Here is a 26470-nt window from a genome sequence, read left to right on the forward strand (position 1 = left end):
GGTGCTCAGGCTCCTCCGGCGCGGTACCCGACGCCGCGGACCGTGGTGACGGTCTTCGGGTTGTCCGGGTCGTGCTCGATCTTCGCGCGGAGCCGCTGCACGTGCACGTTCACCAGGCGGGTGTCCGCCTTGTAGTGGTAGCCCCAGACCTGCTCGAGCAGCATCTCGCGGGTGAACACCTGGTTCGGCTTCTCGGCGAGCGCCCGGAGCAGGTCGAACTCGAGCGGCGTGAGCGCGATCACGGTGTCGCCGCGGCGCACCTCGTGCCCGGCGACGTCGACCGTGACGTCGCCGACGTGCAGCACGGTGGCGTCGGACGCGCTCGGCCGCAGGCGGGTCCGGATGCGGGCGACGAGCTCCTTCGGGTTGAAGGGCTTGACGACGTAGTCGTCGGCACCGTTCTCGAGCCCGAGGACGACGTCGGCGGTGTCGCTCTTCGCGGTGAGCATGATGATCGGCGTGCCGCTCTCGGCACGGATGCGCTTGCACACCTCGATGCCGTCGATGCCGGGCAGCATGACGTCGAGCAGGACGAGGTCCGGCTTGGTGGCGTGGAACGCGTCGACGGCGTCGTTGCCGTCGGCGCTGAACTCGGGTTCATACCCCTCGGAGCGGAGCACGATGCCGATCATCTCGGAGAGGGCCTGGTCGTCGTCGACGACGAGGATGCGCGGTGTCATGTGATCTGGACTCCGGGTGGCGTGCGGGTGCCGTGGTCGGCACGTGTCCCCACACGATAGCCGAGGCCCCGCCGCGCCGGGTTTTCCGCCAGGATGGAGGTGGACCGTGCATCGCTGGCTCGGTCCGACACGACGAGGGGGCTGGAGTCATGTCCGATTGGCACACACCGGGCGGTGGGCAGCAGGGTGCGCCGACGCCGCCGGCGTCCGGACCCGGACCCCTGTCTGGAGGCCCGCCCCGCTTCTCCGTGCCGCCGCAGCCCGCCCCGGGGCCGGGTCCGGGGCGACCGGGCGGCCCGTCCGGCGGCTCGCGTCCGGTGATCCCGCTGCGCCCGCTCGGCCTCGGTGACGTCCTGGCCGGCGCGTTCACGGTCTTCCGCCGGAACGCCCGCGTGCTGCTGCTCTGGAGCGTGCTGCTGAGCGGTGTGCTCGGCCTGCTCTCGACGCTGGCCAGCACCTTCGGGCAGCAGGCGCTGCAGTCGCGGATGTTCTCGGCCCTCGACGGCGGCAGCGGTGCCGACTCGGTGGTCGCGGGCACGCTGACGCTCACGGCACTGCTCTCGGTCGTGCTGCCGTTCCTCGCCTACCTCGGTCGCGGGTTCCTGGTGGCGCCGGTCGCCGCGGACACCGGGCAGCGGGTGCTCGGCCGTCGAGCCACGTTCCGGGGGCTGTGGGCGCTGCTCGCCGGCCGCCGGTGGTCCGTCGTCGCGTGGATGCTCGTGCAGATCGGGGCCGGCGTGGTCCTCGCGATCCTGGCCGGGCTCGTGTTCTTCGGGGTGTTCGCGGCCATGGGGGCCGCGGACTCCGGCACCGGGTGGTTCGTGCTGGCGCTCGTGCTGTTCGTGCTCGGGATCGGTGTCGTCGTCGTGTGGCTCGCCACGCGCTTCGTGCTCACCGTCCCGACCATCGCGCTCGAGGGCCGGCCGGTCTTCGCCGCTGCCGCCCAGTCGTGGCGCCTGACCCGCGGGGCCTTCTGGCGGACCTTCGGCATCCTGCTGCTCGTGCAGCTCATGTTCGGGTTCGCCGCGTCCATCGCGTCCATCCCGCTCACCATCGGCGCCGTGCTCATCGCAGGCACCTTCGACCCCCTCGGGCAGACGGGCGGTACGTCGGGTGCCGGTACCGGTGCCGTCATCGCCATCGTCGTCGGGAGCCTGCTCGCGATCGCGGTGCAGTGCGTCACCGACGTGCTGAGCGCGTCGATCACCACGTTCCTCGCCATCGACCGGCGGATCCGCACCGAGGCGCTCGACCAGCGGATTGCGTCGCACCTCGACTCGGGGCAGCCGACCGACCCGTTCGCGCCGTCCGAGCCCGTCGCACGCCCGCCGTGGCCGCCGCAGCAGCAGTGGGGTGGCCAGCAGTGGCAGGCGCAGCAGTGGCCGGGGCAGCAGCAGTCCTGGCAGCCCGCGCAGCAGCAGCCGTGGCAGCCCGGTCAGCAGCAACAGCCGTGGCAGCCGGGCCCGCAGCAACAGCAGCAGCCGTGGCAGCCGGGTCCGGGCCAGGCGCCACCGAACGGCTCCGCGTGACGGCGGTCGACCCGGACGAGGCGCGGCGCCTGCTCGAGCGTGAACTCGACCGGTCCGCCTACGACGGTGCCCGGCCGACGTGGTGGGACCGTGCCTCGCGCTCCTTCCTCGACTGGCTCGGGTCGCTCCGCGCCGACGGCATCGACTCCCCCGCTGCGGCCCGCACGGCGCTGGTGATCGCGATCGTGGTCCTCGTCGCGGTCGTCGTGCTCGTCGTCGTCGCCCGCGGACTCCCCCGCCGGCGCGCCCGGGCCGGTGACGGTGACACCGGCGGGGTGTTCGACGCCGACGACCTGCGCTCCGCCCGGGAACTCCTCGAAGCGGCACAGGCCGCGGTCCGTCGCGCCGACTGGTCAGCAGCGGTGCTCGACGGGTTCCGCGCGATCGCCAGGGGCCTCGGCGAGCGCGACCTGGTGCCCGACGTGCCCGGAGCCACCGCGCGGACGATCGCCGCACGGGGCGCCGTGCCGTTCCCCGCGTCGGCCGGTGCACTCGACGCGGCAGCGACCGCGTTCGACGCGGTCCGGTACCTCGGTGGCGAGGCCGACGAGGCCGCGGCCCTCCGCGTGCTCGACACCGAGCGCTCCGTCCGGCAGGCCCGCCCCGCCCGCGCCGAGGGACCGGCGGTACCGGCATGACGACCGACACCGCCACGCGGACGAGCACCGGGCCGACTCCTGCTCCGGCTCCGGCTCCGACCGAGGGACGCCGGTTCCGCGTCGGGTTCTGGGTCGCCATCGTCCTGGTCGGCGTCCTGCTCGCCGCCCTGACCGCCCTCGTGCAGGGCACCGACCCGGACGCACCGCGCGCGCTCGACCCGACCTCGACGACGGCGAGTGGTTCGGCCGCCCTGGTCCGGGTGCTCGAGCAGCGGGGCACCGCGGTCTCCGTCACCGACACCGTCGACGGCGTCGGTGGGATCGACGGCGGCACGGTGTTCATCGACGACGCCGACGGGGCGCTCGACCCCGACGTCGCGGAACGGATCGCCCGCACGGCGCGGCACGTCGTGGTCGTCGGCACGAGCGGCGCCGGACTCGAGGCACTGCTCGGGTTCCCGGTCGACCCGGCCGTCGAGGTCGACGGGGACGCCACCGTCTCGACGGCCTCGTGCGGGATCCCGGCGGCGGCCTCGGCTGCCCGGGTCACCACTGCCGGCTCCGGGTACACCGTGGAGGACGACGACGACGCCGCCGCCGCCGCCGAACGGTGCGCGCCGACGGGCGACGGCGGCTCGCGCGTCTGGGGACTCGTGCGCACCGCGACGCCGGGCGGCGACGTCACCCTGCTCGGCACGACCTCGGCGTTCCGGAACGACAGGATCGCCACCGCCGGGAACGCCGCGCTCGCCCTCGGGCTGCTCGGCGCCGACGAGCGACTCGTCTGGTACACCCCGGCCGTCGGCACCCCCGACGCCGCCCCGACCCTCGGCGAGCTCGCCCCGCCGTGGGTCCCGAGTGCCCTCGCACTGCTCGCCCTCGTCGCCGTCGCAGCCGGTGTCTGGCGGGGCCGACGGCTCGGCCCGCTCGTCGTCGAGCGGTTGCCCGTCGTCGTCCGTGCTGCCGAGACCACCGAGGGGCGTGCCCGGATGTACGCCCGCACCCGTGACCGCACCCACGCCCTCGACACCCTGCGCGTCGCCGCCGTCCGCCGCATCGGCCGGATGCTCGGACTCCCCCGTTCGGCCCACGTCGACGAGGTCGTCCGGGCCGCAGCCCAGGCCACCGGCATCCCGCGCACCCGTGTCGGTGCCGTGCTCGTCGGTGGGACCACCGCCGACGACCGTGCACTCGTCGACGGCACCGCGGCGCTCGACGACCTCGAACGCGCCGTGCGCCGGGCGACCTCCGGCGACCGACCGACCTCTGACCCCGACCGACCAGGAGCACGACCGTGACCGACCTGCCCCCTGCCACCACCGAGCACACCGCGCCGGAGCACGACCCCACGACCGCGGCCGTCTCCGACCTGCGCGACGCGTTCGGCCGGGTCCGCACCGAGGTCGCGAAGGCCGTCGTCGGCCAGGAGGGCGCGGTCTCCGGCATGATCGTCGGACTCCTCGCGCAGGGGCACGTGCTGCTCGAGGGCGTCCCCGGTGTCGCGAAGACCCTGCTCGTCCGCAGCCTCGCCGCCGCGATGACGCTCGACACGAAGCGCATCCAGTTCACGCCGGACCTGATGCCCGGCGACGTCACCGGGTCGCTCGTCTACGACGCCTCGACCGGCACGTTCCCGTTCCGCGAGGGCCCCGTCTTCACGAACGTCCTGCTCGCCGACGAGGTCAACCGCACCCCGCCGAAGACCCAGTCGGCGCTGCTCGAGGCGATGGAGGAACGCCAGGTGAGCGTCGACGGTGACGCCCGTGCGTTGCCGGACCCCTTCTTCGTCGCCGCGACGATGAACCCGATCGAGTTCGAGGGCACGTACACGCTGCCCGAGGCGCAGCTCGACCGGTTCCTGATGAAGCTGACGCTCGACATCCCGCCGCGCGACGTCGAGTGGCAGGTGCTCCGTCGCCACGCCGACGGGTTCGTGCCGCGCGACGTCCGGTCGGCCGGCATCACCCCGGTGGTCGGCGTCGACGAGGTGGTCCGTGCGCAGCGTGCCGTCCGCGCCGTCGGTGCCCGCGACGACGTGCTCGCGTACATCGTCGACCTCGCCCGGGCCACCCGGCAGGCACCGTCCGTCCGCGTCGGTGTCAGCCCCCGCGGTGCGACGGCACTGCTCGCGGCCGCCAAGGCCTGGGCCTGGCTCACCGGCTACGACGCGATCACCCCGGACCACGTGCAGGCCATGACCCTGCCGGTCTGGCGGCACCGCCTGCGGGTCGCCGCCGACGCCGAGCTCGAGGGCGTCGGCGCCGACGGTGTGCTCCAGCAGGTGCTCGAGCAGGTGCGGGTGCCGATCTAGTGGCGGTCTCCGGCCGGTTCGTCGCGCTCCTCGCCGTCGCCCTCGTGCCCACCGTGCTGCTCGGCAGCGGGTGGGCCGGTCTGGCGTGGGTCGGGGTGGTGCTGCTCGCCGCGGTGCTCGACGTCGTGCTCGCCGCCGACATGCGACGGGTGCGGGTGGAGCGGCGGATGCCCCGGCTCGCCCGACGCGACAGCACCGCGGACGGCACCCTCGTGCTCGCCAACGACGGTTCCCGGACGGTCCGCGGTGTGGTCCGCGACATGTGGGAGCCGTCGGCCGGCCACCGTCCCCGCCGGATCCGGATGACGGTCCCCGCCGGGGAACGACGGACGGCCCGGATGCGCTTCACACCGTTCCGTCGGGGTCGACGCCGCACCACCGGGGTCGCCGTGCGGTCCTTCGGTCCCCTGGGCCTCGCCGCACGGCAGCGGGTCGTCGCGGCACCGGGCGAACTCGTCGTGACGCCGCCGTTCCGCTCCCGGCGGCACCTGCCGTCACGGTTGGCACGGCTCCGCGAGCTCGACGGCGAGACCACGCTGCAGCTCCGCGGGCACGGCACCGAGTTCGACTCCCTGCGCGACTACGTGCGCGGCGACGACGTGCGGTCGATCGACTGGCGCGCCACCGCGCGGCGGCAGGACCTCGTCGTCCGCACCTGGCGGCCGGAACGCGACCGGCGCGTCGTCGTCGTGGTCGACGCGGGCCGGGCGGGTGCCGGCCGGGTCGCCGACGAACCCCGACTCGACACGTTCATCGAGTCGGCGCTGCTCCTCGGCGCGCTCGCGGCAGCCGCCGGTGACCGCGTCGACCTGGTGGTGCTCGACGACACAGCGCACGACCGGGTGCACGGCGCCACCCGCACCGACGTCGTGCAGCGCTTCGGCGAGGCGCTCGCGATGGCCGAACCCGGGCTCGCCGCGACCGACTGGGCATCCGTGCCCGCGCTCGTCGACTCGATCACGACCTCGCGCGCCCTGGTCGTGCTCGCCTCGAGCCTCGACTCCGTCGGTGCCTCGGGCGACCTGCTCGCCGTGCTCCCCCGGCTGTCCCGACGGCACGCGGTCGTCGTGACGAGCATCGAGGACCCGGCCGTCCAGCAGATGGCACGCGGCGGGGTGGACCGGACCACGGCGATCCGAACCGCGCGGGGCGGACGGGTGCCGGGCCTCCCGACCGGCGCGGAGCGCGACGTCTACCGACGCGCCGCCGCCGAACGCAGCCTGCTCGACGCGGACGGTGCGGCGGACGTCGCACGGCGCTCCGGCGCCGAGGTCGTGCGCGGCGCACCGGCGGACGTCCCGCCGCTCGTCGCGGACGCGTACATCCGGGCGAAGGCCACCGGCCGGCTCTGAACCGGGACGGGCGCTAGCCGGCCACCAGGGCGGTGGAGCCGCGCTCGAACTCCTCGAGGTCGCCGCGCTCCCCCGCTCGGTACGCGCGGCCGCCGAGCACCCACTGGTAGGCGAGCACCGCGACCAGGGCGAGGGTGCCGATGCCGATCTTGATCGGCCACGGCCAGTCCTGCCGCGTCACCACGCCCTCGACGATGCCGGACAGCAGCAGGGTCAGGGTCAGGCCGATCGCGATGGTGATGAGCGCACGGCCGTCCTCGGCGAGGGCCTGGGCGCGGGTGCGTCCGGACCCCGGCGCCACCCACGACCAGAAGATCATCAGCCCCGCGCCGCCGGCGAGGAACACCGAGTAGAGCTCGAGCTGCCCGTGCGGGGAGATGTAGAGGAAGAAGTCGGCCAGGCGCCCCTGGGAGTGCATGATCGCCGCGGAGACCCCGAGGCTGACGGCGTTCTGCATGATCGAGAACGGCACGAAGACACCGGTGATGCCGAACGCCACCATCGTCGCGGCGATGTAGGCGTTGTTCGTCCAGACCTGCGCGGTGAAGGCCCCGAGGCCACGGTCGGAGTAGTAGTCGACGAAGTCCTGCGTTGCGTACCGGCGCAGGGCCTCGTCGCTGCCGAACGTCGCCGTCGCACCGGGGGTGGTGGTGATCCAGACGGCGACGATCGCCGCGATCGCCACCGTCGCGAGCGCGACCCAGATGGTCACCCAGCGGATCCGGTAGAGCGCCGCAGGCAGCTGCCGCGTGAAGAACAGGGCGACGGCGGTCAGCGGGTCGACGGGGGTCCCCGTGAACCGCAGGCGGGCGCGGAACAGCGTCAGCGAGAGCCGGTCGCCGGCCACGGTGCGCGGTGCGGCGCCCCGGATGCGGGCGAGGTCGGTCGCGGCCTCCTGGTAGCCGGCGACGAGCCGGTCGACGTCCGCACCGGACCGGTGCCGGGCACGTGCCAGACGGTCGAGCTCCTGCCACCGGTCACGGTGCACCTCGGTGTAGGCATCCAGGTCCACGTGTTCCCCCTCAGGTCGCGCGATCTCCGACAGAATGATCCCATGCCGAAGCCCCGCACGCCGCGTGACCTCGCCGACGCCCGCTTCTCGCGCGACCTCGACGAGACCGCCGACGAGCTGGTGGTGGGCGAGGGCGTCGCGCTCGACGTCCAACCCGCCGGACTCGTGCTGCGGCTCGCGGCCGCGCTGCTGGACGGCCTGTGCGTCCTCGTCCTGTTCGTGCTCGCGCTGTTCGGTGTCTCGCGGCTCTGGCCCAGCGGCATCGACCCGGCCTGGGGCGCAGCGCTCGGCATCGTGCTGCTCGTCGTCGTGCTGGTGCTGGTCCCCGCGGCGGTCGAGACGGTGACGAAGGGACGGAGCGTCGGACGGTTCGCCACCGGCACCCGGGTGGTCCGGCTCGACGGTGGCGCGATCGGCTTCCGGCACGCCTTCACGCGGGCGCTCGTCGGCCTGTTCGAGCTCTGGATGACGTTCGGCTCGGTCGCCCTGCTCGTCGCGCTGTTCGGCAGTCGGCCCCGACGCCTCGGAGACCTGCTCGCGGGCACGATCGTGCAGCACGAGCGCCTGCCGAAGCAGCGGGACCCCGAGGTGCTGCTGCCCCCGGAGCTGACGGCGTGGGCCGTCGTCGCGGACGTCTCGGCGCTGCCGCAGCGGTTGGAGAACCGCCTGGGGGCGTTCTTCCGCGGGGCTGCTCTGATGCGCCCCGAACTGCGCGAGGCCGCGGCGCAGACCCTGGCGGCCGAGGTGTCCGCGTTCGCGCACCCCGTACCGCCCGTCCCGCCCGAGGTCTTCCTGGCCGGGGTCGTCGTGCTGCGGCGCCGACGGGACGTCCGGGCGCTGGGTGCCCGCGCCGAACTGCTCACCGCCGCGGGGGCGACGGCGGCGGCGCCCCCGCCCGGCTTCCCGCGCTGACGCGGCGCCGCGCGCCGCGGCGCGCTGCGGCGCGCGCTGCTCGCAAAACACCGGTGTTCGCGCGCTGAACACCCGCGCGCAGGGGTTCAACGCGCGAACACCGGTGTCTTGCGGAAGCGCAAGAACGCGGCGCTCAGTAGCGGTAGTGGTCCGGCTTGAAGGGACCCTCGACGGGGACACCGATGTACGCCGCCTGCTCCGGACGCAGCGACGTCAGCTGCACCCCGAGGGCGTCGAGGTGCAGCCGCGCGACCTTCTCGTCCAGGTGCTTCGGCAGCACGTACACGCCCGTCGGGTACTCCTCGCGCCGGGTGTGCAGCTCGATCTGCGCGAGCACCTGGTTCGTGAACGAGTTGCTCATCACGAACGACGGGTGCCCGGTCGCGTTGCCGAGGTTCATGAGCCGGCCCTCGGACAGCACCAGGATCGACCGCCCGGTCGGCAGCCGCCACTCGTGCACCTGCGGCTTGATCTCGACCTTCGAGACGCCAGGCAGCGCCTCGAGCCCGGCCATGTCGATCTCGTTGTCGAAGTGCCCCACGTTCGCCACGATCGCCAGGTGCTTCAGCCCGAGCATCTCGTCGACCCCGACGACGCCCAGGTTGCCGGTGCACGTGATGACCATGTCGACGGTGTCGACGACGTCCGCCAGACGGGCGACCTGGTAGCCGTCCATCGCCGCCTGCAGCGCGCAGATCGGGTCGACCTCGCTGACGATGACACGGGCACCCTGCCCGCGGAGCGCCTCGGCTGCCCCCTTGCCGACGTCGCCGTAGCCGACGACGAAGGCGACCTTGCCGCCGATGAGCACGTCGGTGGCACGGTTCAGGCCGTCGGGCAGCGAGTGCCGGATGCCGTACTTGTTGTCGAACTTCGACTTCGTCACGGAGTCGTTGACGTTGATCGCCGGGAACTTCAGCTCGCCGTTCCGGAACAGCTCGTACAGACGGTGCACGCCCGTGGTGGTCTCCTCGGTGACGCCCTGGATGTCGGCCGCGATGCGGGTCCAGCGGTCCGACGACGTCTCGAGCGACCGCGCGACGGTGTCGAGCACGATCTTCCACTCGGTGCTCGCGTCCGGCTCGGCGACCGGAGCGGCGCCGGCCGCCTCGGCGTCGGCACCGGTGTGCACGAGCATCGTGGCGTCGCCGCCGTCGTCCAGGATCAGGTTCGGCCCGGTCCAGTCGGCGCCGGCCGCGGTGGCCTCGTCGCTCCAGTCGAAGATGCGGCTGGTGCACCACCAGTACTCCTCGAGCGTCTCGCCCTTCCACGCGAACACCGGGACACCGGCGGGGGCGTCCGGGGTGCCGGTGGGTCCGACGGCGACGGCGGCGGCGGCCTCGTCCTGGGTGGAGAAGATGTTGCAGCTGGCCCAGCGCACCTGCGCGCCGAGGGCGACGAGCGTCTCGATGAGCACCGCGGTCTGCACCGTCATGTGCAGGGACCCCGCGATGCGCGCGCCGGCGAGCGGCTGCGACGCCGCGAACTCGTCACGCAGGGACATCAGGCCCGGCATCTCGTTCTCGGCGAGGCGGATCTGGTGCCGGCCCGCCTCGGCGAGGGACAGGTCGGCGACGCGGAACGCAGCAGCGGTGCGGGTTTCGGTGGGCATGCCCACAGTCTTCCATGCCGGGAGGCGCGGATCACCAGCCGATCCCGGTCACGTCCCACGGGCCTCCCGTCCGACCACCGCGGCACGTCGCGGACGCGAGCCGTCAGTCGGCGTCGCGCGGCAGCGGCTCGCGCCGCACCACCTGCCAGCCCCGCGGGACGCGCAGGGTGGCCGCGTGGCGGGCGCAGAGGTCGTAGCCGTGCGGTTCGACCCGGTTCGACAGCGGGCCGACGACCACCATGGAGTCGCCGTAGTCGTACGTCAGGGTCGACGAAGCGCTGTTGGCACACGCCACCTTGCTGCAGATCCGCACGTCCATCTCGTCAGGGAGCCTAGCGGAGCGTCCGGCGCGCACCGGTCCCCGCGTACGATGTGGGGATGCGTCGGAAGCCTCGCCTCGTCACCCCGGTCGACCGCGGTCGGGGGCGCTCCCGGCACGGCCGTGGCGGGCGTTCGAGCGTCACCGGACCGGAACTCGCCCCGATCATCACCCGCGCCGAGGCGTTCGACCGGATCGTCGGTGACAGCGCGCACTACCTGCTCGGTCTCTGGCCCGAGGAACTGTCCGGCGTGGTGTTCCAGGTGGCGGACATGCCGAGCGACACGACGCTGCCGGACGAGATGCCGCGCTGGCGCATCGACCGCGACACCCGCCGCGTGACCGTCTTCCGGATCCCCGTCGAACGGGTGAACCGGAGCCCCGAGAAGGACGACTCGGACCGCCGCATCATCATCGAGACCGCGGTGTTCCGCGCCGTCGGCGAGCTGATCGGCAAGGACCCCTGGGACCTGGCACCGGACCGCTACCGCCACTGGTGAGCCACGGCGGGCCGCTGACGACGTCCGTCGACGCGCGTCCGCCGGGCGTCAGGGGTAGACGCGGACCGGGGTCGACACCGCGGTGGCCGGACGGATCGGGAACCCGGCGATCCCGTCGTCCCCGAGGTAGCTGACGCCGGCGACGACGCCGTCGGCACCGGTGATCGTGAGCTGCTTCGCGGTCTGGACCGACAGGGTCTCGGTCGCTCCCGACGGCACCTCGACCCGACGCTGCTCGTCGCCCGAGCGGATCGTCACGGTGCGGTCCGATCGGGTCGGGTTGACGAGGTTCAGCCGTGCGCCGTCGCCCGGGGCGATCGAGGTGATCGCCCGCTCGCCGAGCGGCTCCGCCGACGCGAACCAGCCGAGGTCGGTGCCGTCGCCGTCGGTCGGGGTCGTCGTGCGGGCCCCGGCGACGATCGGGACGGTCGAGGTGATGGTGAACGAGTACCGGCCGTCCGGGAAGTCGTCGAGCGGGACGTCGGTGACGACGCCGGGTTCGGCGGTGGCGTTGACGGTCGTGCCGCCACCGTCCGCCGTCGTGATGCCGAGGGTGACGCGTGCGGACCGCTCGCCGGGGACGAACAGCCGGACGACCGGTGCGGCGTCCGCGGTGTCGCTGCCGCGCTGGGCCGCCTTGGCGTTCGCGAGGGCGACCGCGGGGATCACCTGCGAGCGCGTGGGCGCGGCGCCGCCGGAGACGATGTCGTAGCCGCCCGGCGTGAGCGTCCGGACGACGGTCTCCTGCATGTGTGCCACGATCTGGCCGCCGGATGAGGTGACGTGCACGACGGTCGAGGCCGCGTCGGAGACGAAGCCCGAGAGCGGGACGACCTTCTGCGTGTTCGGCGCCACGACGATCCCGGTGGTGCCCGGCGCGCTGACGGTGCCGTTGCTGTCGAAGATCGCCAGGTCGACGGTGGCGTTCACGTCGGTCGGGTTCGACAGCGTGACGAGGCTGGTGCGCCCGGTCTCCGTCGAACCGCCGACGAGCCAGGTGGACTGGCTCGGGTCGTCGCACGAGGCGGCACCGGCGCCGACGAGGTCGCCGTTCGAGACGCTCTGGAAGCTGCTGCCCGCGACCTGCGGCGTGGTCTCCCCCGCCGGGGCCGTCAGCAGCCGGGGGTCGCTGCCGCCGGTGGTCGAGGCGTCGAGCTCGGACCGGTCGACCGTCGAGCCCGTGGTCGCGGTGGCGACGGTGGCGGTGCCGACCGTGCTCGCCTGGGTCGCGTCGTTGCCGGCGTCGTCGGACAGCCGCAGGGCGCTGCCGGCGCAGACGCGCTCGGCAGCGGCCGGGATCGGTGTGACCGTGCGCCCGGCCGGACGACCGGGCTCGGAGTCGGTGCCGTAGGCGTGCGCCGCGGTGACGGCGCCGGCGGCGACGACGACGGCGACCGCCGTGGCGGTGCCGCGGACGACCCACCGGCGGACGGAGGCGGGGGTGCGGCTCATTCGTCTCGCTCCTCGTCGAAGGTGGTGGCGGGTTCCTCGGCCTCGATGACGTTCGAGGTGGCACGGCGGCGGCGCGGTGCCGTCGGGACCGCGAGCAGGGCTGCGGCGCCGAAGACCACGCCGAGCACGACGAGGTACAGCACGTGGGTGGCCTGGGTCGCGGCGGAGCCGGAGCGGGTGCGGTCGACCTCGCCGTCGTAGTGGAACAGCTGCCCGTTGGTGGTCTCGCCGATGCTCGTGAAGAGCGCGTTCTGCCCGATGGCGCCCGCGGCCCGGTCGTGCACCGTCTGCGCCTCGGGGTCGTCGTCGGCGTCGTCGATGAGCACGAAGCTCACGCCGAGCTCGCGGAGCGCCGGCCGCGGGTCGTACCCGCTGCGGCTCGCCAGGTTGCCGGCGAGCGTGGTGAGGCGTGCGCCGGACTCGCTCAGCCGGAGTGCGGTGGCGTCGAGCGTCGACTGGTCGTCGAGAGTGGAACCCTGGCCGCGCTCGAGCGTGACCGCGAGCGATCCGTCGTCCTGCGGGACGACCACGAGCGTGCCGACGTCCGGGTTCGCCTGGGCCTCGGCGTTCACGTAGGCGCTGAGCACCCGGCCCGTGGTCGGCTCGATCGTGGCCGTGCCGAGGTAGAACGCTGCGAAGGCCGGCGCCACGGCGACCCCGGCGAGCACGGTCGCGACGAGGCCGGTGACCGGGGCGGCCTTGGGCAGCACGTCGATGCCGATGCAGGCCGCGACCACGAGGGCGAGCCAGTACACGGACAGACCGCTGCCGGGCCAGACGATGGTGGTGGTCGAGCCGACACCGGTGACGGTGACGTGGGTGGCGGCGAAGGCCGTCGCGAAGCCGAGGAGCGCGATGACGAGCGCCGATCCGGCGACCGCCCAGCGGTGTCCGAGCATCGCCCCGATCGCGGCGACGGCCACGGGGAGCGCGAGGACGGCCATCACGATCGGCAGGGCCGCGGCGACCAGTCCGAGCCCGGAGGTGGCCGGGAGCCAGCCGCTCCAGTCCGGCAGGGGCTGCCCGATGGCCAGCTGGAGCGCGGACGGCGCCCGCGTCGCGGACGGCACACCGGGGTCGGCGAACACGGCGAGCAGGTTGCCCCGTGCCGCCTGCGCCAGGATCAGCGGCAGGAACAGCACCGCGGTCGGCACCGGGATGAACACACGACGGTGTGCCCGGCGCCAGCCGACCAGGAGCGCCACGAGCCAGCCGATCAGCAGGACCGGCAACAGCGACGGCGCCGAGGCGGCGACGACGGCGAACAGGAGCGACGCGCCGGAGGCCCACGCCCACGAGCGGTGCGCCTCGAGCACGGCGACGAACAGCCACGGCAGGACCAGGTGCGCGATCACGGCGCCGAGGTGCCCGGTGGTCACCGCGCCGACGAGCGACGGGGCGATCGCGTAGAGCGACGCACCGATGACCGGGACCCACGTGCGGGTCGTGACCTTGCGCACTGCGAACCAGGCACCCAGGGCGGACAGCGGGAACGCGACGAGCATGACGAGCACGACCGCGGTGGACGGCGACCAGAAGACGATCGAGCCGAGCACGGCGAGCACCGCGGCGAAGGGGTCGGACGGGCCGGTGAAGCCCGTGCCGAGCGAGTGGAAGCCGTACCCGACATTCTGCCAGAGCTGCCCCGGGGTCGCGGAGAGCGGCAGGAGTCCCCCGCCGGTCAGGGCCGGCGACCCGAGCAGCGGGTAGAGCGTCACGACGCTGAGGACCGCGGCGGCCAGGACCACCCAGATGCCGCCGTCGCTCAGGAACGACGCCCGGGCGATCGGGGCGTCCTCGACCCGGGCGAGTTCGACGTCGCGCAAGGTGGTGCGGTGTTCGTGCACCCGCCGCCAGCTCACGCGGAGCGGTTCGACGGCTGCCCACCCGAGCTTCTTGGTGCGGGCCAGGTTCTTGCGCGCGCGCCCGGTGCCACCGCCGAACGCGACGGCGAACGCGGCGGAGAGCTCGGGGACCACGGCGGCGGGGTGCTTCGCGACGAGGTGTCCGAGCGCGCGGCCGATCGCGAACGGCACGAGCGTGAGCCAGTGCAGCCAGACCAGCGCGGCCGGCGCGTAGGTCATCCGGCGGTGCAGCTGCGCCTGCCGGTGCATCCGGACGCGCCGCGCCTCGGACACACGCTTGCGACCGAACTCCTCGATCGGTCCGGCGCTGGTGACCTTGGCCTCCGGCACGAGGGCGACGCGGTGTCCGGCGAGACGGACCCGCACCGAGAAGTCGAGGGCCGCGTCGACGTCCGGCAGCGCCGGGTCGAAGCCGCCGAGTTCGTTCCAGACCGAGCGGCGCACCAGCATGCCGCCAGCGGCGACGGCGAGCACGTCGGTGTTGCGGTCGTGCTGGCCCTGGTCGAGCTCGTCCTGCACCAGCACGATCGACCGGCCGAAACGGGTCATGCTCTCGCCGAAGGCACGGATGAGCGAGGGGTCGTCGTCGGCGACGAGCTTCGGACCGGCGACGACGACGGACGGTGCGATCTCGACGGCGGACAGCAGCTCGGCGAGCGCGGTCGGTGCCGGCGCGTTGTCGTGGCCGAGGATCCACAGCCACTCGTCGACCGGCTCGTCGGTCGCTGCGGGCGGCGCGCTGCGCTCGCCCTGTCGGACGGCGTCGCCGAACGCCCTGCCCGCGGGGAGCCGGACGAGCTGCGCGGACCCACCGAAGGACAGTTCGGCGGTCGATCCGTCGGTCGTGCCGACGTCGACGACCACCAGGTTCTCGGGGTGGCGGGTCTGGGCGGCGAGCGCGTCCAGGGTCCGGTCGAGGTGGGCCGCCCCGTTGGCGGCGACGAGGATCGCGGTGACTCTGGGCTGCATGACGGGCGTCACTCTACGGTCTGGAGGCGCGGTGTCGGCTGCGCACGGCGGCGCGCCGTGAACCTGTGGGCGCGCTCACTGCACGGTGCGGGACGGGCGGAGGTGGTCGCCTTCCGGCGCCTTCGTCGCAGGCTCCTCAGGGGCGCAGTCGCACGGCGCTGGCGCGCCGTGAACGCTCCTACGCCCGCTTCCGCAGCTTGCGGCGTTCGCGCTCGGAGAGGCCGCCCCAGATGCCGAAGCGTTCGTCGTTCTCGAGCGCGTACTCGAGGCACTGCGCCCGGACCTCGCACGAGGTGCAGATCTTCTTCGCCTCGCGCGTGGAGCCGCCCTTCTCGGGGAAGAACGCCTCGGGGTCGGTCTGCGCGCAGAGCGAGTCGACCTGCCAGGCGAGCGGGTTCTCCTCGTCGTCGGTCTCCGGACGTCGGACACCCGGGACGCCGAGCGCCACGGGATCGACGTGCCAGTCCTCCGGAACTCCGGCGTGGAACTCGGAACCGTTCACCCTGATCACCCCTGCCGCCTCGACAACGAACCCCAACTCTTGCGGCCGTTGCCTGTAATTACAGCGGTGTCATTCGCCTGAGTCAAGTCGCGGATCATAGAAGGCACTGACCGCTCCAGCGTGTCATGTCCCCCGTTTGGGCGTGTCGCACCGCACAGGTGGGCCTTCCGGGGGACAACTGACGCGTCCTCAGGCGCTCAGGAGGCGCTGCGACGTGCCTCCCACGCGCTCGACACCATCTCGTCCAGGGAGTGCCGCATCGCCCACTCGAGGTCACGGGCGGCGGCCTCGCCGGTCGCGACGATGCGGGCCGGGTCGCCGGGGCGCCGCGGTGCGATCTCGGGGTCGAAGGCGATCCCGGTGCCCGCCGCCATGGCGTCCATGATCTGCCGGACGCTGACGCCGTCGCCGCTGCCGAGGTTGTAGGCACGCTCGAGCGGCTCCCCCGCCTCGAGCTTCTGCGCGGCCACCGCGTGCGAGTGCGCCAGGTCGGCCACGTGCACGTAGTCACGCACGCAGGTGCCGTCCGGGGTGGCGTAGTCGTCGCCGTTGATCCGCGGGGTCCGGCCGGCGAGCAGCGCGTCGAAGACCAGCGGGAACAGGTTGTGCGGGCTGGCGTCGTACAGGTCGGGCTCCCCCGAACCGACGACGTTGAAGTACCGCAGCGACGTGGTGGTGAAGCCCGCGGCGACCTCCATGTCGCGCAGCAGCCACTCGCCGATGAGCTTCGACTCGCCGTAGGGCGACTCCGGGTTCTTCGGGGTGGACTCGACCACGGTCTCGACGTCCGGGGTGCCGTAGACCGCAGCGCTCGACGAGAACACCGCCTTGCTGACGCCGGTCTCGGCCATCGCACGCAGCAGGGTGGCCATGCCGGTGACGTTCTGCTCGTAGGTGTGCAGCGGACGCTCGACCGAGACGCCGGCGTACTTGAACCCCGCGACGTGGACCACGCCCGTGACCTCGTGCTCGCGCAGGGTGCGTGCGACGAGCTCGCCGTCGAGGATCGTGCCCTCGACGAACGGCACGTCGTCCGGGACGAACGCGCGGAAGCCGCTCGAGAGGTCGTCGAACGCGACCGTGTCGATGCCGGCCGAGCGCAGTGCTCGGACGACGTGGGACCCGATGTACCCGGCACCGCCGGTGACCAGCCAACTCATGCTCGCCACGCTAGCGGACGTCGGCGACGCCCCGGTCGCGGCGCCGGTGTCGCGCCCTAGGCGCCGGTGGCGATGAACACGGTGGACGTGATGCCGTCCGACGAGTCCGCCTCGACCGTCACGTCGCCCTCGTCCGGCGTGACGAAGCACGACTCGCCCTTGCGGAGCAGGGTGGCGGACTTCGCGCCGACGAGCGTGACGACGCCCTCGGTGCAGACGGCGATCGACGGGCCGGCCAGCGGGGCGACGCCGCCGGTGCTCAGTCCCGCGGGGCGACCGTCGCCGTCCACCCGCAGCAGCGCGAACCCGACGCCGTCCGGCGCGAACCGGTCGACGCCCGGGGCGATGCGCTCCGGCTCGAGGACCGGGGCCGGGTACGCGGTGAAGTCGAGCACCCGCAGGAGCTCCGGTACGTCGACGTGCTTCGGCGTGAGCCCGCCGCGCAGCACGTTGTCCGACGGCGCCATCAGCTCGATGCCGAGCCCGTCGAGGTAGGCGTGGATGTTGCCGGCGGGCAGGTACATGGCCTGCCCAGCGGCGAGCGTCACCCGGTGCATGAGCAGGGAGACGACGATGCCGGGGTCACCGGGCCAGCTGTCCGCCAGGTCGCGGACGGTCGCGGTGTTCGGGGTGAGCAGGTCGTCGTCGAGCGAGACGGCCAGGTCGCTCGCGGCCTGCACCACGGCGAGCGCCGACTCGTCGGCGGTCTCGAGCCAGCGGACGGTGTCCTCGAGCCCGTGCAGCAGGTGCACCTCGAGCGGACCGAGCCGTCCGGTGCCGGCGTCGAGTACGCGCACCTCGGCCAGGGTCTCCTCGACGGGGCGGAAGCCGCTCAGCGCCTCGAACCGCTCGCTCAGCGCGACGACGAGCTCGGGCTTCGGGAACGGGTCCTTGTAGTTGCGGGCCGGGTCGTCGAGCGGGATCCCCTCGCGCTCCTCGCGGGCGAACCCTTCCTCCGCCTGCTCCGGGGTCGGGTGCGCCTGCAGCGAGAGCGGTGCCGCCGCCGCGAGCACCTTGAGCAGGAAGGGCAGGTCGGTGCGGTCCGGACCCAGTGCGGTCTCCGGCTCGTCGGCGATCCAGTCACGGAGCGTGTCGGCCCCGCCGACCATGGCCGGGTTGACGACGACACTGGGGCTGCCGGCGTGGGCGCCGAGCCAGAGCTCCGCCTGCGGGGCACCCGTGACGGTACGGCCGAGGAGCTCCGGGATCGCGGTGACCGAGCCCCAGGCGTAGTCGCGGGGGGTGTTCGTGATGCCGAGGAACATGGGCCAGAGCCTACCGGCGCGGCGCGCGACACTAGAATCTCCGCGATGTCTGCAAGCACGGTGGAACCGCCGACCCGAGGATCCCTCCGCACCTCTTCGCCCCGGTCGACCGACCCGACCCGGTGGGACATCCAGGGGCTCCGCGCGTTCGCGGTCCTGGCGGTCGTGCTCTACCACCTCTGGCCGGCACGTCTGCCCGGCGGGTTCGTCGGCGTCGACGTGTTCTTCGTCATCTCGGGTTTCCTCATCACCGGACACCTGCTCCGCGAGCTCACCGCCACCGGCCGGATCGGGCTCGCCGGGTTCTGGGCGCGCCGGGCGAAACGGCTGCTGCCCGGGGCGTTCATCACCATCGTCGCGACCGGTTCCGCCGTCCTGCTGTGGGTGCCGAGCGCGCTCTGGGGGCAGTACGGACGCGAGCTCATCGCGTCGACGGTGTACGTGCAGAACTGGCAGCTGGCAGCCGACTCGGTCGACTACCTGGCGCAGGGCAACCGACCGTCGCCGTTCCAGCACTTCTGGTCGCTGTCGGTCGAGGAGCAGTTCTACATCGCGCTCCCGCTCCTCCTGCTCGCCGCACTGTGGGCTGCTCGCCGCATGCGCCGATCGGGTGCCGACCCGGTCACCGTCACCCGGGTGCTCCTGGGGACCGTGATCGTGCTGTCGCTCGCGTGGAGCATCATCCAGACGCAGACGGCCCCGGGTGTCGCGTACTTCTCGACGGCGACCAGGGCGTGGGAGTTCGCGCTCGGCGGCCTCGCCGCGACCCTCCCCCTGACGGCACCGCGGACGACGCCGGCGCGGTCGGTGCGCATCGTCGGCGCGTGGCTCGGCGCAGCCGGGCTGGTGGTGTCGTTGTTCGCCATCACCGCGTCGACGCCGTTCCCGGGCATCGCCGCGGCTCTGCCCGTCGTGTCGGCCACGCTCGTCGTGCTGTTCGGCGGGCACTCCGGCCTGCAGCGCGTCGGCCGGTCCACCCCGGTCGCGTTCCTCGGCCGGATCTCGTACGCGGTCTACCTCTGGCACTGGCCCGCGGTCGTCCTGCTGCCGATCGTGCTCCGCCACGACCTCACGACGAAGGACCGGCTCGCGATCCTGGTCGGCTCGGTCGTGGTCGCCGCCGTGACGACGCTCGGCATCGAGGAACCCCTGCGGTTCTCCGCGCGGGTGCGGTCGCTCCGCCCGCGGCGGGTCGCGCTGTACGGCGTCGTCAGCACCGCCCTCGTCGTGGCGCTCGGTGCCGCGTCGCTCACCGCCCTGCACGTGCAGCAGGTCCAGGCGGCCGAGTTCCAGGAGCGCCTGAGCACCGGTGACGTCCGGTGCTTCGGAGCGGCGGCACTGATCTCGTCGTCCGATCCCTGCGTCAACCCGGCGCTCGCGGCGGTCCGCGTACCCGCTCCCGCGAACGCCCTGGAGGACGACTCGAACCGGCCGGCGTGCTGGTCGAACGACTCGAGTGCGTTCAACGTCTGCGCGCTCGGCCCGAAGTCCGGCTACACGAAGCACCTCATCGCGATCGGCGACTCGCACAACAACGTCTTCGTGGACACGTACGAGAAGATCGCCGAGGCGCGCAACTGGCGCATCGACGTCGCCGGGCACCAGAGCTGCTACCTCACCACGGCGGTGCAGAGCGCTGGCTCGCAGAAGCAGGTCGACGACTGCAACGCCTGGAAGCAGAACGCGATGGCGTACCTCCGCTCCCACCCGGACCTCGACGGTGTGATCGTGACGCACTCGACCGGCAACGGGCCGGTCGAGCCGGCGGCCGGCGAGTCCGAGGAGGACGCCGTCGTCGGCGGCCTGGTGCAGGCGTGGCAGGCCGCGGCCGACGTCGGGATCCCGATCGTGGCGCTGCGCGACAACCCGGGCGCGCGACCGGACATCGTGGCCTGCGTGGGGCAGATGTCCGGACCGACCACCGACGAGTGCGACTCCAGCCGTTCGGTCGGGTTCACCCTGTTCGACGGCTCCGAGCAGGCGGTCGCCCGGATGCCGGACAAGGCGCGCCTGATCGACCTGTCGCGCTACTACTGCACCGACACGATCTGCCCGGCCGTCATCGGCGGCGTGCTCGTGCACCGTGACCGGACCCACCTGACGAACACCTTCGCGGTGACCCTGGCCCCGTACCTCGGCGACGAGATCGCCGGCGCACTCGACACGTTCGGCGGCGACGGTCGTCGATGAGCACGTACCCTGACGTCGTGACGAACACCTGGCCGCTGTCCCGCGGGACCGTCCCCGAGCGCGAGGCGTTCTCCTTCGGGGCAACCCTGCTGTTCGTGCTCTTCGCCGGGGACGCCGTCCCCAACACGCTCACGTGGGTGGGCGGGGCGGTCCTCTGGGCGCTCGTCGCCGCGTGGGGTGTCTCGATCCTGGTACGGGCGCGTCCGCCGATCGTCCGGACGCCCTGGGCGCTCTGGTTCTTCCTGGGCTGGTGCCTGGTGTCGGTGGCGTGGTCGCACTGGCGTCTCGCGACGCTCGCCAGCATCACCGCGCAGGTGATCTGCGTCGCGGTGGCCTTCGCCGTCGCGTCCACCCTCACCTGGCGCCGGATCCTGGACGCGCTGAGCCTCGCCATGCGCTGGGTGCTGCTGGTCTCGCTGCTGTTCGAGGCGTTCGTGGCCGTGGTCGTGCGCCACCCGATCGTGCCGGTCTGGACCGACTACGGCGACCGGGACATCCCGGACGCGTTCTACTTCTCGCGGGCCGAGCTCCTGACCGGCGGACGCATCCAGGGTCTGCCCGGCAACGCGAACCTGCTCGCCATGGTGGCCCTGCTCGTCGCCATCGCCGTCGCCGTGCAGTTCGCCGAGGGGCGCATCCGGCGGAACCGTGCCGTCGGCTGGCTGGTCCTGGCCGCCCTGGTACTCGCCCTCACGCGGTCGTCCACCGTGCTCGTCGCGGCGCTCGTCGTCGTGGTCGTCCTCGTCGTCGCGCTGTGGATCCGGAGCGTCCCGACCGAGCGGCGGACCCCCAGGTACCTGGTCGTCCTGCTCGGCGCCGCGGTGGTCGCCGTGGTCTCGTCAGCGGCGAGCGGAGCCGTCTCGGAGCTGCTCGGCAAGGGTGCCGACGCGACGGGCCGCGGGCAGATCTGGGACCGCGTCCTCGGCCTGGTCGATCAGCACCCGGTGCTCGGGTGGGGCTGGATCGGCTACTGGTGGCCGAGCATCCCGACGCTGGCCGACCTGGCGCACCGGAAGGGTGTGACCTACCTGCAGGCCCACGACGCGTACCTGGACGTGTGGATGCAGACGGGGTTGATCGGGCTGGTCCTGTTCGCCGTGTACGTCCTGACCACCCTGAACCGCTCGTGGTCGTCGGCGACCCGCATCGGGTACGGGGCGACGCAGGTCCCCCGGCCGTTCGACCCGGTGTCCCTGCTCCCGCTGCTCGTCGTCGTCGCACTGCTCGTGCAGTCCGTCGCCGAGTCCCGGTTGCTCTACCAGGGCAACTGGGTGCTGTTCGCCCTCATCGCGATCAAGACGCGCATCGTCCTGGTCGGCGAGGAACCCCACTCCACGGGCGACGGCCCACGCACACCCGCCGCACGACGCGAGTTCCGGCTGCCGACCGGGCGCTGAGCGCCTCCCCGGACACGGATCGAGCACACCGGGGCCGTCAGCGCTCGAGCAGTCGCGCGCACGGCACCCGTGAAAGCCACGGTGCTTTCCGGACGGCGACCGCACCCGTCGGGTCCCCGTCGCACGCCGCGACCGCCGCCGGGATCTGTGTCGCCCAGACCGGACCATCGCTCCGGCGGGTCGGGCCCGGCCCGACGTTGCCCAGCGTGGCGACGACCACCACCGCGACGACGCACCAGCCGGTCAGGAGACGGACGAACCGGGTCGGCGCCGAGCCCGAGGCCTTCCGCCTCGGCTGCTCCCCCAGCAGGACGCTCGCCGCGACGACTGCGCCGGCGAGCAGCAGCAGGCCGGACGCAGCGGCGTAGCGCAGCGGCGGGACGGCCGCGAGGGCCGCGGTCGGCACCGCCCAGGGCTGCGCCTCGCCGCCGTTGGCGTACAGCGCCGCCCACCACAGGCCGCCGGACGCCACGGCGAGCGCCACGATCACCCACCGGGCTCGCCACTGCGCGACCACGACGGCGGCGACGAGCACGGCGGTCAGGAGCAGGACGGGGACGACCACGACGCCCCAGCCGTGCGTCACCACGGAGCGGACGGCGGCTCCGACGTCGGGGTTCCAGATCCCGGCGACCGGCTGCAGCACCCAGCCGGCGATCACGTCGGCGATCGTCGGCGAGCCCGCGGTGCGCGAACGGTGGTCGGTGGCCGCCGTCACGATCTGTGCGACGCCTCCGGTCAGGGCGACCACCGTGACCGGGACGGCGCGGGGCCACGCCCGGGCTCCGGACGGATCCCGTGGCGGCCACCACGCGAGTCCGAGGAGCGGGAGGAACAGCACCGCCTGCAGCTCGGAGAGGACGACGAGGCCGGTCAGGACGGCGACGACGCCGGAGCCCCACCAGGTCCGTGCCCGGTACGCGAGCAGCCACGGCACCGCGAACAGCAGGAACCAGTGGAGGTTCGCAGCGTTCCCGGCGATCTCGAACGGGGCGAGGGGCAGCAGGGCGGGCACCGCGGCGAGCAGCGCACGGAGCGGCCACTGCGGCACGACCTCGCGGGACAGCACGAACACGGTCGCCGCCACAGCCCCGACGACCAGGCAGGCGCCGACCGACAGCGCCCGGGCGTACTCCTCGACGGGCACCGACCAGGCGACGTCGACGAGCACCCGCGGCACGAGGTGCAGGTACCCGGCGTACGGGTGCAGGAGGGAGTCGACCGGGCCGAGGGCGAGGCGTTCCCGGAGGAACACACCGCCGTCCTCCGCCCACACGGTCCCCCGGGTCGCCGGACCGAGGCGCCACCACGTGAGCGCGGCCACGACCACGCCGACCACGAGTGCGGCGCCGACCGCGCCGAGGGCGTGGAACGGGCGGGGGATCGTGCTCGCGGGGCGCTGCATCGTCGGACGACGCTAGCCGGTTCATCACGGATCAGCGATATCGACGCTCCGCGATGCCCGGCTCCGAGGTGTGTGCGCCAAGATGGTCGGGTGACGGACGGACGGTTGACGAAGCGTGTGCTCGCGCGCCGCTACCTCTCCGCGTGGGTCGGGTTCTCCGCCGGTGGACGGTTCAGCCAGGCGCTCGCGACGGTCATCGTCCTGTTCGCCTTCGGCCAGCCGACGGTCGAGGCGCTCGTCGGCCGTGCCGGGGTCTGGGCCGTGCTCGTCGCCCTCGTCGTCCTCGCCGGGCTCAGCCTGCTCGGCCAGCGCTACCGGATCGAGTGGCACGGGGTCCTCCCGCTGTCGCTCCTGGCCCTCGTCGGCTACTGCGCCCTGAGCGTGCTCTGGAGCGAGTACTCGTGGGTCGCCCTGCGGGGGCTCGTCAGCACCGTCTGCTTCATCGGCCTCGGCCTGTACCTGGCGCTCGGCCGCGACCTGGTGCAGCTCATCCGGGCGTCCGGCGACGCCTTCCGCATCCTGCTCGTCGCCGCGCTCGGCCTCGAGGTCCTGTCCGGGCTCGTCCTCGACCTGCCGATCCCCGCGTTCGGGATCCAGGGCACCATCGCCTACGGCGGCCCGATCCAGGGCATCGGCGGCACCCGCAACTTCATGGGGTTCATCGCGGCGATGGCCCTCGTCACCTTCGTCGTCGAGTTCCTCACCCGCTCGGTGACCACCTGGCGGGCGATCGGGTCCGTCGCCCTCGCCGTGATCGCGCTGATGCTGGTGCAGTCCCCCATCACCGGTCTGGCGATGATCGCCCTCGCGGTCACCGCCCTCGCACTGTGGTCGCTGCGGCACGCCCGCCCGACGACACGGCCCGTGGTCAACGGGGTCCTGGGCGGGACGGTGCTGCTCATGGTCGCCGTCGCCGTGCTCGCCCGGCACCGGGTCCTCGCCGAGATCGGCGCAGCGGGCGGTACCGCGACACGGCTCGACCTGTGGTCGCAGATCAGAGTGTTCATCGGCCAGTACCCGATCCAGGGCTGGGGCTGGGTGGGGACCTGGCCCCGGGAGGCAGTCGTCCCGTACGTCACCTTCATCGACCCCGCCGGGCACCGGTTCACGTCCGGGCTGAACGCGTTCATCGACGCGTGGCTGCAGATCGGTCTCGCCGGCACGATCATCCTCGGGCTGACGGCCGTGCTCGCGTTCGCACGCGCGTGGGTGACGGCGACGACGTTCCCCGGCGTCGCCTACGTGTGGCCGGCCGCCGTCCTGGTGCTCCTCGCGGTCACCAGCACGGCGGAGAGCTACCTGCTGCACGGCGCGGGCCTGATGGTCTTCGTGGCCGTCCTCGTCATCGCGGCACGACGTCGGTCGTGGCGTCGGCACCTGCCACGCACCTGATCGCCCGGCCGTGTGCCGGCGGACACACCACCGCACCGTCGAACGCGCTCCCGTCACCGGGTGCCCCTAGACTGCCCGGGACCGTCAGGGGGACGGTCCTCGTCGTCAAGGAAGCACCACATGCGCCTGCACCGCCGCCTCGCTCTCGTCCTGACCACCGCGCTCGTCGCCACCGGCGTCGCCGTCGTCGCACCCGCGACCGCGGCCGACGCCGCGGCTCCGGCGACCGGTCGCTACACGCCGATCGACACGACGCGCGTGTGGTCGGGCGCGCTCGGCACGACGCCCAAGGCCGTGAAGATCGCCGGTTCGGCCGGGGTGCCGACGAACGCGACCGCCGTCGTCGTCAACGTCGAGGTCGCGAAGCCGACGGCCGCCGGCTACGTGCGGGTGACGCCGGCCGGCAAGGACGCCACCGTGGCCACCCAGGACTTCGCGGCCGGCCAGACGATCGCGAACCTCGTGACCGTCCGCCTGGTGAACGGGTCGATCCAGGCGAAGCTCTCAGCGGGCACCGCGAGCGGGTACTTCGACGTCGCCGGCTACTACGCCGACGGCGCCGGCGCGACGTACACCCCGCTGGACGCCGCGCGCGTGTTCAGCGGCCCGGTCGGCACCACCCCCGTCCCCGTGCCGCTCGCCGGCCGCGGCGGGATCCCCGCCGACGCCACGGCCGTCGCCGTCAACGTCGAGGTCAGTGGGCCGACGACGGCGGGCTACGTCCGGGTGACGCCCGCCGGGCAGGACCCGCAGGTCGTCACGCAGCTGTACTCGGCCGGGCAGTCGCTGTCGAACCTCGCCATCGTGAAGCTCGTCGGCGGTGCGGCGCAGGTGAAGCTCTCGAAGGGCTCGGGGACCGTCTTCATGGACGTCGCCGGGTACTACTCGAACGCGTCGACCGGTTCGGTGTTCGTGCCGATCGACACCACGCGTGCCTTCGCCGGAGCCGTGTCGACGACCGCGGGCACCGTCCGGCTCTCCGGCGTGGCCGGGGTCCCGGGCACCGCGACCGCCGTCGTCGCCAACGCCGAGGTCACGAAGCCCACGACGGCCGGGTACCTGCGCCTCACGCCGGCCGGACAGGACCCCCAGGTGGCGACGCAGCTGTTCGACGCCGGACGGCCCGTCGCGAACCTCGTGATGGCCAAGGTCACCGGGTCGAGCGTCGACCGCCGGGTGCAGGCCAAGGTCTCGCGCGGCTCGGCGCAGCTCCACCTCGACGTCGCCGGGTACTTCCTGGACGGCTCGAGCGGGACCGGCTTCGGCGCCGACGTCTCGTGGCCGCAGGGCGGGTCGCCGTCGGACTACCCCGTCGGCCAGGCGTTCGGGATCGTCGGTGTGAACGGTTCGCTGCCGAACCAGGACAACCCCTCGCTCGCCCCGCAGCTCACGTGGGCAGCCGGGTCCACGGGCGGGACGTCGCAGCCGGCGACACAGCTCTACGTGCTCGCCGCGAACCCCGGAAAGGCCGCGTCGGTCTGGCCGCGGACGAACCGCGACCCGGGTGGCACGACGGTCACGAACCCGTACGGCACCTGCACCGGCGGCTACGACCAGGCGTGTTCCTTCATGTACGGCTACACCCGAGCGTACGAGGACACCCACACCCGTGGGGTCCCCAACCCGTCCTCCCACCGCTGGTGGATCGACGTCGAGACGGGGCTGTCCTGGCTGACGGCCGCCGATGCGAAGGACCACCAGACGCAGAACCGCGCGGACATCGAGGGCATGGTCGCCGCCCTGCGGGCCGCCGGGGTGTCCACCGTCGGCATCTACTCCACCGGGTACCAGTTCTCGCAGATCGTCGGCACCGTGCCGACGTCGTCGCCCCTGCGCGGACTGCCGAGCTGGCTCGCCGTCGGCGAGGACGGGGTGGCGGCCGCGCAGAAGGCGTGCTCCGGTGCCGGGCTGACCGCCGGCAGCCAGGTCCGGATGGTGCAGTACGTGGTCGACGACCAGGACCGCGACGTCACCTGCGTCTGAGCCGCGACGAGCGCCGGACCGGAGGCGCGGTGCCCGCCCGCACCGCGCCTCCTGCCCGGCGACG

Annotated in this window: 21 protein-coding genes; 11 read left to right on the top strand and 10 right to left on the bottom strand. The window is 73.3% G+C overall.

Going from position 1 to position 26470, the window contains the following annotated elements; translation table 11 throughout:
* Nucleotides 1-5: 5 nt before the first annotated feature.
* A complete protein-coding gene (mtrA, locus tag DEJ00_RS00205; RefSeq protein WP_017888813.1) occupies nucleotides 6-680 on the bottom strand; it encodes an MtrAB system response regulator MtrA in 675 nt (224 codons plus the stop codon).
* A gap of 149 nt (nucleotides 681-829) precedes the next feature.
* Between mtrA and DEJ00_RS00210 the strand changes: the two genes are divergently transcribed.
* Genes DEJ00_RS00210 through DEJ00_RS00230 form a run of 5 tightly spaced genes read left to right on the top strand, consistent with a single transcriptional unit; the run spans nucleotide 830 to nucleotide 6471 of the window.
* Complete coding sequence (locus tag DEJ00_RS00210; protein WP_146247839.1) at nucleotides 830-2209, top strand: glycerophosphoryl diester phosphodiesterase membrane domain-containing protein; 1380 nt, start codon at nucleotides 830-832, stop codon at nucleotides 2207-2209.
* Nucleotides 2164-2847 (top strand): DUF4129 domain-containing protein, encoded by a 684-nt coding sequence (locus DEJ00_RS00215; RefSeq protein ID WP_146247840.1) that lies wholly within the window; start codon nucleotides 2164-2166, stop codon nucleotides 2845-2847. The genes DEJ00_RS00210 and DEJ00_RS00215 overlap by 46 nt, the downstream gene beginning before the upstream one ends.
* A complete protein-coding gene (locus DEJ00_RS00220; protein ID WP_111056072.1) occupies nucleotides 2844-4106 on the top strand; it encodes a DUF4350 domain-containing protein in 1263 nt (420 codons plus the stop codon). Before DEJ00_RS00215 ends, DEJ00_RS00220 begins: the two co-directional genes overlap by 4 nt.
* A gap of 5 nt (nucleotides 4107-4111) precedes the next feature.
* Nucleotides 4112-5119: an AAA family ATPase gene (locus DEJ00_RS00225; RefSeq protein WP_371836761.1), complete on the top strand. Its 1008-nt coding sequence runs from the start codon at nucleotides 4112-4114 to the stop codon at nucleotides 5117-5119.
* Nucleotides 5119-6471, top strand: coding sequence for a DUF58 domain-containing protein (locus DEJ00_RS00230; protein WP_111056073.1), 1353 nt, complete (start codon nucleotides 5119-5121; stop codon nucleotides 6469-6471). The genes DEJ00_RS00225 and DEJ00_RS00230 overlap by 1 nt, the downstream gene beginning before the upstream one ends.
* Before the next feature lie 13 nt (nucleotides 6472-6484).
* Here DEJ00_RS00230 and DEJ00_RS00235 read toward each other — a convergent pair whose 3' ends face one another.
* Nucleotides 6485-7483 (bottom strand): stage II sporulation protein M, encoded by a 999-nt coding sequence (locus DEJ00_RS00235; protein ID WP_111056074.1) that lies wholly within the window; start codon nucleotides 7481-7483, stop codon nucleotides 6485-6487.
* A 42-nt stretch (nucleotides 7484-7525) separates the two neighbouring features.
* Between DEJ00_RS00235 and DEJ00_RS00240 the strand changes: the two genes are divergently transcribed.
* The gene (locus tag DEJ00_RS00240; RefSeq protein ID WP_051596923.1) at nucleotides 7526-8395 is read left to right on the top strand and encodes an RDD family protein; all 870 of its coding nucleotides are present in this window, start codon (nucleotides 7526-7528) and stop codon (nucleotides 8393-8395) included.
* Between the two features lie 133 nt (nucleotides 8396-8528).
* On the opposite strand, the gene ahcY is transcribed toward DEJ00_RS00240, so the two are convergent.
* Complete coding sequence (gene ahcY, locus DEJ00_RS00245; protein WP_111056267.1) at nucleotides 8529-10007, bottom strand: adenosylhomocysteinase; 1479 nt, start codon at nucleotides 10005-10007, stop codon at nucleotides 8529-8531.
* Nucleotides 10008-10110: 103 nt separating this feature from the next.
* Nucleotides 10111-10326, bottom strand: a complete 216-nt coding sequence (locus DEJ00_RS00250) for a DUF3499 family protein (protein ID WP_111056075.1) — start codon at nucleotides 10324-10326, stop codon at nucleotides 10111-10113.
* 59 nt (nucleotides 10327-10385) lie between these two features.
* Here DEJ00_RS00250 and DEJ00_RS00255 point away from each other — a divergent pair, with 59 nt between their 5' ends.
* Nucleotides 10386-10826, top strand: coding sequence for a metallopeptidase family protein (locus DEJ00_RS00255; protein WP_071405768.1), 441 nt, complete (start codon nucleotides 10386-10388; stop codon nucleotides 10824-10826).
* A 48-nt stretch (nucleotides 10827-10874) separates the two neighbouring features.
* On the opposite strand, the gene DEJ00_RS00260 is transcribed toward DEJ00_RS00255, so the two are convergent.
* The 5 genes from DEJ00_RS00260 to manA all read right to left on the bottom strand — a co-directional run bounded on the left by DEJ00_RS00260 (nucleotide 10875) and on the right by manA (nucleotide 18039).
* On the bottom strand, nucleotides 10875-12278 hold the full coding sequence (locus tag DEJ00_RS00260; RefSeq protein WP_027466497.1) for a DUF5719 family protein: 1404 nt from the start codon (nucleotides 12276-12278) through the stop codon (nucleotides 10875-10877).
* A complete protein-coding gene (locus DEJ00_RS00265; RefSeq protein WP_146247841.1) occupies nucleotides 12275-15112 on the bottom strand; it encodes a glycosyltransferase family 2 protein in 2838 nt (945 codons plus the stop codon). The genes DEJ00_RS00260 and DEJ00_RS00265 overlap by 4 nt, the downstream gene beginning before the upstream one ends.
* 178 nt (nucleotides 15113-15290) lie before the next feature.
* Entirely contained in the window at nucleotides 15291-15623 is a 333-nt protein-coding gene (locus DEJ00_RS00270; RefSeq protein WP_081827389.1) for a WhiB family transcriptional regulator, read from the bottom strand.
* Between the two features lie 188 nt (nucleotides 15624-15811).
* Nucleotides 15812-16774 (bottom strand): UDP-glucose 4-epimerase GalE, encoded by a 963-nt coding sequence (gene galE / locus DEJ00_RS00275; RefSeq protein ID WP_071244352.1) that lies wholly within the window; start codon nucleotides 16772-16774, stop codon nucleotides 15812-15814.
* A gap of 56 nt (nucleotides 16775-16830) precedes the next feature.
* Nucleotides 16831-18039, bottom strand: coding sequence for a mannose-6-phosphate isomerase, class I (manA, locus tag DEJ00_RS00280; protein WP_111056077.1), 1209 nt, complete (start codon nucleotides 18037-18039; stop codon nucleotides 16831-16833).
* Nucleotides 18040-18084: 45 nt separating this feature from the next.
* Between manA and DEJ00_RS00285 the strand changes: the two genes are divergently transcribed.
* A complete protein-coding gene (locus DEJ00_RS00285) occupies nucleotides 18085-20229 on the top strand; it encodes an acyltransferase family protein (RefSeq protein WP_111056078.1) in 2145 nt (714 codons plus the stop codon).
* Entirely contained in the window at nucleotides 20226-21626 is a 1401-nt protein-coding gene (locus tag DEJ00_RS00290) for an O-antigen ligase (RefSeq protein ID WP_051596920.1), read from the top strand. The genes DEJ00_RS00285 and DEJ00_RS00290 overlap by 4 nt, the downstream gene beginning before the upstream one ends.
* Before the next feature lie 37 nt (nucleotides 21627-21663).
* On the opposite strand, the gene DEJ00_RS00295 is transcribed toward DEJ00_RS00290, so the two are convergent.
* Entirely contained in the window at nucleotides 21664-23031 is a 1368-nt protein-coding gene (locus DEJ00_RS00295) for a hypothetical protein (RefSeq protein WP_111056079.1), read from the bottom strand.
* Between the two features lie 105 nt (nucleotides 23032-23136).
* Between DEJ00_RS00295 and DEJ00_RS00300 the strand changes: the two genes are divergently transcribed.
* Together DEJ00_RS00300 and DEJ00_RS00305 are read left to right on the top strand one after the other, a co-directional pair.
* Nucleotides 23137-24423, top strand: coding sequence for an O-antigen ligase (locus tag DEJ00_RS00300; RefSeq protein WP_083404087.1), 1287 nt, complete (start codon nucleotides 23137-23139; stop codon nucleotides 24421-24423).
* 120 nt (nucleotides 24424-24543) lie between these two features.
* Nucleotides 24544-26406, top strand: a complete 1863-nt coding sequence (locus tag DEJ00_RS00305; protein ID WP_111056080.1) for a hypothetical protein — start codon at nucleotides 24544-24546, stop codon at nucleotides 26404-26406.
* Nucleotides 26407-26470 lie beyond the last annotated feature (64 nt).

Origin of the sequence: Curtobacterium sp. MCLR17_039 (assembly GCF_003234745.1) — a bacterium.
GTDB classification, from domain to species: Bacteria; Actinomycetota; Actinomycetes; order Actinomycetales; family Microbacteriaceae; genus Curtobacterium; species Curtobacterium flaccumfaciens.